Below are 7,979 nucleotides of genomic sequence, written 5' to 3'. Positions count from 1 at the left end.
CGGCACCATGCTCGCCCGCACCGCCCGGGTGCCGGCCCTGACCGGCGTGCTCCCCGACGCGGCCGCGTCGATTCTCGCCTGCCTTGACGGACCGTATGCCGCGCCCCGCGCCGCCTCCGGCGGGCGCGACATCTTCGCCGACCCGGAGCTTGAGGAGCAACGCACCGAGGCCGGTCTGCTCATGGTCCGCGACGCCGACCCCCGCACCGACCCCGATCTGCACCTGGGCGGCCTCGACCTCGCCCCGATCCAGCCCGACCACGGTCTCGACCTCAGCGCGCAGGAGATCTCCCGGATCAATCTCGCGCAGGGTGTGAGCGACCTGGCCGAGGCGCGGGGCGCCCGTGTCCGGTCGCTGACCCCGGCGCCCGGCCCCGACCTGGCCCGCCTCGCCGAACTCGTCGCGACCCTCGACTTCTCGGCTACCTACCTCGCCCTCGGTCACGGCTACGACCCCGCACACGCCCCGGCCGTCGCCGAACTGCGCGATCTCCTCACGTAGCACCGCACGTCGCCCGGCCGGGTAAACTTGTCCACCCCGGCGTGGGTGTTGACCCGCGCGCCGAGAGCGGCGGCGCCGGCCACCACAACGGCATACGTCAATCGGCCGCGCACGCGCGCGGCCACCGACGGGCCGTCCGACACCGTTGACAAGGATTTCTCAATGTCGTTCGACTACCAGGTGGCCGACCTCGCCCTGGCCACCGCCGGCCGCCACCAGATCCGCCTCGCCGAGCACGAGATGCCCGGCCTGATGGCGCTGCGCGCGGAGTTCGGCGCCGCCCAGCCCCTCAAGGGCGCCCGGATCGCCGGCTCCCTGCATATGACCGTCCAGACCGCGGTCCTCATCGAGACCCTCACCGCCCTCGGGGCCGAGGTCCGCTGGGCCAGCTGCAATATCTTCTCCACCCAGGACGAGGCCGCGGCGGCCGTCGTCGTCGGCCCGGCCGGCACGACCGAGGACCCGCAGGGCGTCCCGGTGTTCGCCTGGAAGGGCGAGACCCTGCCCGAGTACTGGGACTGCACCGACAAGATCCTCACCTGGCCCGTCGGCGAGGGCCCCAACATGATCCTCGACGACGGCGGCGACGCCACCATGCTGGTCCACAAGGGCCGCGAGTGGGAGCAGGCCGGCCAGGTCCCGCCCACCACGCCCGAGGACTCCGAGGAGTTCGGCGTCTTCAAGGCGCTCGTGCGCACCACGATGGCGCAGGACCCGCAGAAGTGGACCCGCATCGCCGAAGGCATCAAGGGTGTTACCGAGGAGACCACCACCGGCGTCCACCGTCTCTACCAGCTCGCCGAGGCGGGCGACCTGCTCTTCCCCGCGATCAATGTCAACGACTCGGTCACCAAGTCCAAGTTCGACAACAAGTACGGCTGCCGCCACTCCCTCGTCGACGGCCTCAACCGGGCCACCGACGTCCTGATCGGCGGCAAGGTCGCCGTCGTCGCCGGCTTCGGCGATGTGGGCAAGGGCTGTGCCCAGTCCCTCGCCGGCCAGGGTGCGCGCGTCGTCATCACCGAGATCGACCCCATCTGCGCCCTGCAGGCCGCGATGGAGGGCTACCAGGTCACCACGATGGACAAGGCCGCCGAGTTCGGCGACATCTTCGTCACCTCGACCGGCTGCTTCGACGTCATCACGGCCGAGCACATGGCCGCGATGAAGAACAAGGCCATCGTCGCCAATATCGGCCACTTCGACAACGAGATCGACATGGCCGGCCTCGCCGCGACCCCGGGCGTGGTCAAGACCGAGATCAAGCCGCAGGTTCACGAGTGGACCTATGCCGACGGCCACTCGATCATCGTGCTGTCCGAGGGCCGGCTGATGAACCTCGGCAACGCCACTGGGCACCCGAGCTTCGTGATGTCGAACAGCTTCTCCAACCAGACGATCGCCCAGATCGAGCTGTTCAACCACCCCGAGGCCTATCTCGATGAGGACGGGAAGCCGGCAGTCACCACTTTGCCCAAGCAACTCGACGAGAAGGTCGCCCGCCTCCACCTCGACGCGCTCGGTGTCGAACTGACCGAGCTGCGCAAGGACCAGGCCGAGTATCTCGGAGTCGACGTCGCCGGCCCGTTCAAGCCGGAGCACTACCGCTACTGACCTGCCTCGCCGCCCGGCCCGCCCAAGCTCTTCTCCGCTTCGGGCCGGCCGAGCGCGGCATACCAGGCAACGGCCGGGCGCTGTGTGATGATTGGCCGAATCGTTATCGGGGGATCGTGGAAGGACAGGGTCAGGCCGTGAAGGGGCGCGTGCTCATCGTCGATGACGATCTGGCGTTGGCCGAGATGCTCGGGATCGTGCTGCGGGGGGAGGGCCTCGATGTCCACCACGTCGCCGACGGGGCCTCCGCGCTGGCGGCCTTCCGCGACCACCGCCCGGATCTGATCCTGCTCGATGTCATGCTCCCCGGGATGGACGGCATTGCCGTATGCAAGCGCATCCGCGCCGAGTCCGGCGTCCCGATCGTGATGCTCACCGCCCGCACTGACACCGTCGACGTGGTCGTCGGCCTCGAGTCCGGCGCCGACGACTATGTCCTCAAGCCCTTCAAACCGGCCGAGTTGATCGCCCGGGTCCGGGCTCGGCTGCGGCGCACCGACGAGGGTGAACCGGAGCGGCTCGAGATCGGCGACCTCGCCATCGACGTCGCCGGCCACTCGGTCAAGCGCGACGGCAAGCAGATCCCCCTGACTCCCCTGGAGTTCGACCTGCTGGTCGCGCTCGCCCGCAAGCCCTGGCAGGTCTACACCCGCGAGGTGCTCCTGGAGCAGGTCTGGGGCTACCGCCACGCCGGCGACACCCGCCTGGTCAACGTCCACGTCCAACGCCTGCGCAGCAAGATCGAACACGACCCCGAGGACCCCAAGATCGTGGTGACCGTCCGCGGCGTGGGCTACAAGGCCGGGACCGGCAGCTGATTCGGCACGGCCGGTGATGACCTTCCTGCGCCGGCTGATCGGGCCGCTTCGCCGCTCCCTGCAGTTGCGGGTGGTCACTTCGACGGTGCTGCTCGGCATCCTCGCGGTGTCCCTGATCGGCTTCAATCTCTTCCAGTCGATCGCCAACGGCCTGCAGGACGACCGGGTCAGCCGCGCCGAGGTCGAGACCAAGGCCGTCGCCGCGCGGATCCAGGAGGACTTCGACAATACCGACGCCACCCAGACACCGGACGCGCTCAACACCTTCGCCAGTGACGAGATCAAGAAGGTCGCGCAAAGCTCCTCCGACTCGGACCGGTACGTCGTCTTCACCCGCTCGCTGGACAACGAGAGTGCCGTCATCATCGACACCGTCGTCACCGGCGGCCTGCGCGAATCGCCGATCCCCCTGACCCTGCGCCAGGCCCTCGACGCCGACGCCGCCCACCAACAGTCGACGATCATCGCCCTGGACCGAGGCGCCCTGACGGCTGAGTCGATTCCCACCACCTGGCAGCATCCGACCATCCCCGCGGTTGTCGTCGGCACCCGCGTCGAGGTCCGGACCGCCGAGAACTACGACCTCTTCTTCATCTATCCGCTGGATCGGGAGCAGGCCACGCTCGACCTGATCCGCCGGCTGTTCCTCATCGGCGGTGCCCTGCTCGTCACCCTCGTCGGTGCCATCGCCTGGCTGGTGACCCGGCAGGTCGTCAGCCCGGTGCGGCGCGCCGCGGCCGTCGCCGAGCGGCTCTCGCTCGGCAATCTCAACGAGCGGATGAGTGCGCGAGGCGCCGATGACCTCGCCCTGCTCGGCCGCTCGTTCAATGCCATGGCCGATCACCTGCAGAGTCAGATCCGGCAACTGGAGGACCTTTCCCGGGTCCAGCAAGTTTTCGTCTCCGACGTCTCCCACGAGTTGCGCACCCCGCTGACGACCATCCGGATGGCCGCCGACCTCATCCACGACAGCCGGGGCGAGTTCCCGCCCGCGCTGGGCCGAAGCGCGGAGTTGCTCAACACCGAACTCGACCGCTTCGAGGAACTGCTCGCGGACTTGCTGGAGATCAGTCGCTTCGACGCGGGCGCCGCCGCCCTCGAGCCGGAGCAGGCCGACCTCGGCGGTGTCGTGCGACGCGTCGTCGAGGCCGTCGACGGGCTCGCCCGTCGCAAGGAGACCAAGGTCAAGACGGTGATCCCCAAGCAAGGGGTAGTCGCCGAGGTCGACGCCCGGCGCGTCGAGCGAATCGTGCGCAACCTGCTCGTCAACGCCATCGAGCACGGCGAGGGCCGGCCGATCACCATCACCCTCGCCCAGAACGCCACGGCGGCGGCCATTGCCGTGCGCGACCACGGCGTCGGGCTGCGCCCGGGGGAGGCCGGCCTGGTCTTCAACCGGTTCTGGCGGGCGGACCCGGCCCGCGCCCGCACCACCGGCGGCACCGGCTTGGGCCTGGCCATCTCCTTAGAGGATGCCCGCCTGCACGACGGGTGGCTGCAGGCCTGGGGCGAGCCGGGCCAGGGCTCGGTCTTCCGGCTCACGTTGCCGCGGCATGCCGGCGAACCGATCGGCGAGTCACCACTGCCGCTGGCGCCGCCCGAGCTTGCGGACAAGGACGCGACGACGAAACTGCGGCCCTATCGCCCTGGGGTGATCGGATGACGCGCGCGCCCCGCCTGTGTGCTGCCCTCGCCGTCGTCGGGCTGCTCGGCGGCTGCGTCGGCCTGCACGCCGACGACCGGATCCGCCCGGGGCTCGCGGTCGACGCCCAGGACGGCCAACCGGTTGTCATCCTGCCCGAGGGACCCCGGCCGGGAGCGACTCCGGAGGATGTGATCCGCGGCTTCCTGCGCGCCGGTGGCGTCTCCGGTGATGCGATCGCCGGCGCCAAGTCCTATCTGACGACCGGTGCGGCGGCCCGCTGGAACCCCGACGTCGGCACCGTGGTCGTCCAAGAAGGCAGCGCGGTGGTCATCGACGGGCTGGCGGGTCGCTATCGGCTGACGGCCACCCCCGTCGGCACGCTCACCGCGGACGGCCGGTACACCCCGGCCGCGCCAGGCTCGGAACCGGTGCGGATGGATCTCGTGCTGACCGAGGTCGGCGGCGAGTGGCGGATCAGCGATGTCCCCAAGACCTTTGGGCGCTGGTTGTCGCCGAGCGCGTTCGCCGGGTTGATGCGGCAGGTGACCGTCAACTATGTGGCGACGGGCAGTGCCTCGCTCGTGCCCGATGTGCGCTGGGTCGTCTCGGACCGGATGGCGACGCGGATGGTGCGGCAGCAACTCGGCGCGGTGCCGAACTACCTGACCGGTGCCGTCCGCACCGATCTCGGTGGCGGCGTTCACCTGCTGGTGGACTCGGTGCCCGTGTCCGACGGGATCGCGACGGTCAACCTGGCTGGCACCGGGATCACCAATGACTCCGCCGCCCGGCGCAATATCTGGGCGCAACTGGTCTCGACGGTCACCCAGGCGCCCGGCGTCGTCGGGGTCGATGTCACGGTCGAGGGCACCCGGCTTGCCCTTGCCGGGATCGACGCTCCCGTCGCCACCCTGCGCGAGTTGGGCATCGACTCTTCGGGCCCGCCCGTCGGCGTGTTGCCGCTGGTGCGCGTGGGGCAGGGCCTGTATTCGGTCGATCCGTCACAGGTGGAGCAGAGCCAGGCCGAGGATTTCACCGACCGGACTCCCGTCTTTCCCGCCGTGCAGCCCTATTTCGACGACTTGGCGGCAAATTTCACCGGGCAGGAGGTGGCGGCCGTCGACCAGGGCGAGTTGGCCCGCTTCCGGGCGGACTCGGCCGAGACGGTGCCGAACTTCGGCACCGACCTGACCGCGCCGGCATACGACCGGATGGGGGCCTTGTGGGTTGGCGGCCGGCTGGCCAAGAAGCCGAACGACGCCGCGGTCTGGGCGGTCAACTCGCTCGTCTGGCCGGCAACCGACCCGGACGCGGCGGCAGTGCGGATCCCGGCCGACTGGCTCACCGGCCGCCTGCCGGTCGCGTTGAGCGTGTCGGTGGACGGCAGCCGGATCGCGATCGTGTCCACCGACCGACACCACAAGGACGCCCGGCTGGATGTCGCCGGCATCGTCCGGGCCGCAAATGGTCTGCCGACCGCGCTGGCCGCGACGCCACTTCGGCTCGGACCGCAGTTCGCGTCGCTGCGCGATGTCACCTGGATCGACGACACGACCTTGTCGGTCCTGGGTTCCGTGACCAAAGATGTCGAGCGAGCCTTCCTGGTCACCCTGGGCCAGGAGGTCACGCCCTTGCCTGCGGTCAAGGGCGCGCTCGCCCTGACCACGCTGGGCGGTGAGCGGCGACTGGTGGTGCGCACCAAGGATCGGGTCTTCGTGCGTGCGGGTGCCGGCTGGCTCCCCGCCGCGGGCAGCGACCTGATCGTCCCCGGCCGCTGATGGTTGTCCACAGCCCGGCTGCGACCCGAGTCCCCTGGCAGGGCGGGCTGGGAAGATGGCGCGATGGGCCGGCGATTCGACGTGGCGGGGTTGATCGATCTCGCGCTGCCCCGCCGGTGTGCAGGGTGCGGCGCGCCCCTGCTCACGCTGTGCGCTGAGTGCGTCGATGCGGTGACGGGGACGACTTTCGCGGGTGGGCCGCAGCCTGTCTTCCCGGCGCCGGCCCCCTTCGGCATCGGCCCGACCTGGGTGACGGCCGCTTACCTGCCGCCGCTGTCCGGTTTGATCCGTGGCTACAAGGACGGGGCGCGACGCGACCTGCGCACGATTCTCGCCGTGCTGCTCACGCAGGCTCTGGTGCGTGCGGCGGAGGCGGTGAGCACCCGGCATACGGGAATCGATGTGGTGCTCTCGATGCCGAGTTCGGCTGCTTCGATCCGCGCCCGCGGGGATCATCCGGTGCGGGACCTGGTCCGGCTGGCCGCGCGCGAGGCTGGTCTGCCGAGCGCCGAGGTGCTGCGCGTGCACGGCCGGGTCAGGGACACGGCCGGCCTCGATGCGGCCGGGCGGGCGGGTAATCTCGCCGGCCGGATGCGGGTGCGGGCGGGGGACTGGCACGGCGCCACGGTGATCCTCGCCGACGACATCCTCACCACGGGCGCGTCGATGGCCGAAGCAACGCGGGCGCTGAACGCGACCGGCATCGAGGTCGTCGGCCAGGCGGCCATCGCGGCCACGCCACGCCGATTCCGACCCGAGTCCCACAGCGGTCAGGGTTTGGGCTAGCGTCCCTCTATGGGAACGTCTTTCGCTCGCCGCGGTCACGCGAGGCAGGTGATGCGACCGGAGTGCACCATTTCGACGCCTCGAGTTCGCAGCTGATCCGTCACCATTTGGAGTTCACATGGATGTCGTCATTTCTGGCCGTCACCAACCCGTCAGCGAATCCTTCCGCGATCACGTCAATGCCCGCCTGACCAAGGTCGAGGCACTGGCGCCGCGCGCCCTGCGCATCGAGGTGATGCTGACCCACGAACCCACCCGCAGCAAAACCAAAGCCTCCGAACGCGTCGAGATCACCTGCCATGCCCGCGGCCCCGTCGTGCGCGCCGAAGCCATCCATGAGGACAAGTTCGCCGCCTTCGATCTGGCCCAGGACAAGCTCGTCGAGCGCCTGCGCCGCGCCAACGATCGGCGCCGCGTCTCACGCGGCCGCAAGGTCGAGGCCGCGCCCGCGATCGTCGAACAGCCGGCGACCGCCGCGCCGGTGGAGGACACCGAGCCGGACCTCTTCGGGGCCTTCGGTGACTCGCCGATCGAGGTCCGCGAAAAGGTGCACGAGAGCGTCCCGATGACCCTCAGCGACGCGCTGCGCGAGATGGAGCTCGTCGGCCACGACTTCTTCCTCTTCCACGACAGCGAGACCGACAAGCCGAGCGTCGTCTATCGGCGGCGCGGCTGGAAGTACGGCGTCATCCACCTGGAAGTCGGCGCGGCCCAGGCGGCGTTGTCCTGATGTTGTCCTGATCCGGTTGTCGTGACCGAGCTTCGCCTCAGCCGGGCGCAGGCACGGCGAATCGCGTTGGCCGCCCAAGGATTTGGTCGGCCGCGTGGTGTGTCGG

7 protein-coding genes are annotated in these 7,979 nt (G+C 70.0%); all 7 read left to right on the top strand.

Translation table 11 applies throughout. The features are described from left to right. The coding region (locus PKH97_RS08305; RefSeq protein WP_324386938.1) for an SIS domain-containing protein at window positions 1-502 on the top strand (502 nt) is incomplete at its 5' end. A gap of 162 nt (window positions 503-664) precedes the next feature. Next, window positions 665-2,116, top strand: coding sequence for an adenosylhomocysteinase (ahcY, locus tag PKH97_RS08300; RefSeq protein WP_324386937.1), 1,452 nt, complete (start codon window positions 665-667; stop codon window positions 2,114-2,116). 137 nt (window positions 2,117-2,253) lie between these two features. After that, window positions 2,254-2,934: an MtrAB system response regulator MtrA gene (mtrA, locus tag PKH97_RS08295; protein ID WP_324386936.1), complete on the top strand. Its 681-nt coding sequence runs from the start codon at window positions 2,254-2,256 to the stop codon at window positions 2,932-2,934. Between the two features lie 16 nt (window positions 2,935-2,950). Then, entirely contained in the window at window positions 2,951-4,597 is a 1,647-nt protein-coding gene (gene mtrB, locus PKH97_RS08290) for an MtrAB system histidine kinase MtrB (RefSeq protein ID WP_324386935.1), read from the top strand. Continuing rightward, window positions 4,594-6,357, top strand: a complete 1,764-nt coding sequence (locus PKH97_RS08285; protein WP_324386934.1) for a GerMN domain-containing protein — start codon at window positions 4,594-4,596, stop codon at window positions 6,355-6,357. Before mtrB ends, PKH97_RS08285 begins: the two co-directional genes overlap by 4 nt. Before the next feature lie 63 nt (window positions 6,358-6,420). Next, window positions 6,421-7,143 (top strand): phosphoribosyltransferase family protein, encoded by a 723-nt coding sequence (locus tag PKH97_RS08280; RefSeq protein ID WP_324386933.1) that lies wholly within the window; start codon window positions 6,421-6,423, stop codon window positions 7,141-7,143. A gap of 118 nt (window positions 7,144-7,261) precedes the next feature. After that, window positions 7,262-7,873 (top strand): ribosome-associated translation inhibitor RaiA, encoded by a 612-nt coding sequence (gene raiA, locus PKH97_RS08275; RefSeq protein ID WP_324386932.1) that lies wholly within the window; start codon window positions 7,262-7,264, stop codon window positions 7,871-7,873. The last annotated feature ends 106 nt before the right edge of the window (window positions 7,874-7,979 follow it).

It is taken from the genome of Nostocoides sp. (assembly GCF_035343835.1).
Lineage (GTDB): Bacteria > Actinomycetota > Actinomycetes > Actinomycetales > Dermatophilaceae > Nostocoides_A > Nostocoides_A vanveenii.
This window is presented reverse-complemented; position numbering and strand designations above follow the sequence as displayed.

What these genes read in the sequence shown, in the direction of transcription:
- mtrB (WP_324386935.1), top strand. Translation starts at nt 2,951, where the DNA reads ATGACCTTCCTGCGCCGGCTGATCGGGCCGCTTCGCCGCTCCCTGCAG.
- ahcY (WP_324386937.1), top strand. Translation starts at nt 665, where the DNA reads ATGTCGTTCGACTACCAGGTGGCCGACCTCGCCCTGGCCACCGCCGGC.
- raiA (WP_324386932.1), top strand. Translation starts at nt 7,262, where the DNA reads ATGGATGTCGTCATTTCTGGCCGTCACCAACCCGTCAGCGAATCCTTC.
- PKH97_RS08280 (WP_324386933.1), top strand. Translation starts at nt 6,421, where the DNA reads ATGGGCCGGCGATTCGACGTGGCGGGGTTGATCGATCTCGCGCTGCCC.
- PKH97_RS08285 (WP_324386934.1), top strand. Translation starts at nt 4,594, where the DNA reads ATGACGCGCGCGCCCCGCCTGTGTGCTGCCCTCGCCGTCGTCGGGCTG.